Here is a 1,846-nt window from a genome sequence, read left to right as displayed (position 1 = left end):
CGCCACGTACTGCGCGCACGGGTCGAGGTTGTCGGGGGTGCAGCTCACCCAGAGGTCGTCCCTGCCGGCGATGAGCCGCCGGTCGGCGATCGGGTCCTTGTCCGTGCCGAGGAAGGTGCGCTCGACGCCGTACCTGAGCAGGGACAGCGCGTCCTTGGCGTAGAAGGTCTCGTCGAACTCCACCGCCTTGGGGGTGCCGAGCCGGTCGAACCGCAGCAGGGCGCCGAACACCGCCACCAGGATCGGGCCTAGCCACCCCCACAGGGCGCCGCCCTGGAAGGGCGGGACCAGCCGGTCGCGCACCGGCACGGGGGCCGCGTCCTGGGCGCTCCCGTCGGCGACGCCGACGTCGCCGGCCTCGCCGGCCTCGCCGGGCGTTCGGAGCGGCGCTCCGGCGACAAGTCGCGTGTTTCTGGCGAATCTCGGAAGGAAGACGCGAACGGGCACCCGGGCACCCTATTGGCAGGGCGCCACCCGTATCCAGAGATCAGGCCCCGCGACAGGGGCCGTCAGGCGCGATGGACGGCGTCGTACAGCTCGCGCTTGGGAACGCCGGCGGCCTTGGCCACCTCGACGATGGCCTGCTTGCGCGACACCCCCGCCTGCTCCCGCCGGGCCACCTCCGCGACCAGCGCGCCGATGTCGGGCTCGGCGTCGCCCGGCGCGTACCCGGCGACGACCAGCGTGATCTCGCCGCGGACGTCCCCCTCGGCCCAGGCCGCCAGCTCCGACAGCGGGCCGCGCCGCACCTCCTCGTAGGTCTTGGTCAGCTCGCGGCAGACCGCCGCGGGCCGCTCGGCGCCGAACGCCTCGGCCATCGCGGCCAGGCAGGCGCGCAGCCGGTGCGGGGCCTCGAAGAAGACCATGGTGCGCTCCTCGGCGGCGAGCGCGGCCAGCCGCCGGGCCCGTTCTCCTGGCTTGCGCGGCGGGAAGCCTTCGAAGCAGAACCGGTCGCTGGGCAGGCCGGAGATCGCGAGCGCGGTCGTCACGGCCGACGGACCGGGCAGCGCCGTCACCGGGATGCCGGCCTCGACCGCCAGGTGCGTCAGCCGGTAGCCGGGATCGGAGACCCCCGGCATCCCGGCGTCGGTGATGACCAGCACGGTGCGCCCGTCCTGGAGGTCGGCGAGCAGCTCGCCCGCCCTGGCCGCCTCGTTGGCGTCGTAGTAGGACACCACGCGGCCCGCGAGCGTGACCCCGAGGTCGGCGGCCAGCCGGCGCAGCCGGCGGGTGTCCTCGGCGGCCACGACGTCGGCGCCGGCGAGCGCCTCCCGCAGCCGGGCGGAGGCGTCCTCGACGCGCCCGATCGGAGCCCCTGCCAGCACCAGCTTGCCGTTGTCGTTCACGGTGCCCATCCTTCCCCATGAACGTTCCACAGGCGCGGGCGCCGTCGACCGGTCGCTCCCTGGAAGGACTCCCCCAATTGGGTACGTAAGAGGTGTTTCTTAGGCTGGACGTAATAGCCGCCCCGTACGATGTCCGGATGGCCCTGACGGACTTCCCTAACCAGGACTTCGAGCAGCCGGAGCCGCACGACGACCCCGCACAGCCGGGCTCGGTCCGCGACCGGCTGGTTCCACCGTTCCAAGGGAACCCCCTGTGGGGGTGGCTCGGTCCGATCCTGGTGGCGCTGTTCGGCGCCTTCCTGCGGTTCGACCGGCTGGGCTCCCCCAAGGCGATCGTGTTCGACGAGACCTACTACGCCAAGGACTCGCTCTCGCTGATCAACTTCGGCGTGGAGCGGGTCGCGGTCAAGGACGCCGACAAGATGCTCCTGGCCGGCAACTCCGGCATCTGGAAGCAGTGCGGCCCGAACGAGCTGGACCAGTGCGCCTCCTATGTCGTC

General features: G+C 72.6%; 1 protein-coding gene and 2 pseudogenes. 1 reads left to right on the top strand and 2 read right to left on the bottom strand.

Annotated elements, in window-relative coordinates; translation table 11 throughout:
• Nucleotides 1–447 (bottom strand): annotated as a pseudogene (locus ABZT47_RS40280) (hypothetical protein); the annotation flags it as partial.
• A 62-nt stretch (nt 448–509) separates the two neighbouring features.
• Nucleotides 510–1,355, bottom strand: coding sequence for a 16S rRNA (cytidine(1402)-2'-O)-methyltransferase (gene rsmI / locus ABZT47_RS40275; RefSeq protein WP_354854090.1), 846 nt, complete (start codon nt 1,353–1,355; stop codon nt 510–512).
• A 128-nt stretch (nt 1,356–1,483) separates the two neighbouring features.
• Here rsmI and ABZT47_RS40270 point away from each other — a divergent pair.
• Nucleotides 1,484–1,846: pseudogene (locus ABZT47_RS40270) on the top strand (phospholipid carrier-dependent glycosyltransferase); the annotation flags it as partial.

This window comes from Sphaerisporangium sp. NPDC005289 (assembly GCF_040607455.1).
In the GTDB taxonomy this organism is placed as follows: Bacteria; Actinomycetota; Actinomycetes; order Streptosporangiales; family Streptosporangiaceae; genus Sphaerisporangium; species Sphaerisporangium rhizosphaerae.
This window is presented reverse-complemented; position numbering and strand designations above follow the sequence as displayed.

Coding starts and splice junctions, on each gene's coding strand:
- rsmI (WP_354854090.1), bottom strand. CDS start 1,355: ATGGGCACCGTGAACGACAACGGCAAGCTGGTGCTGGCAGGGGCTCCG.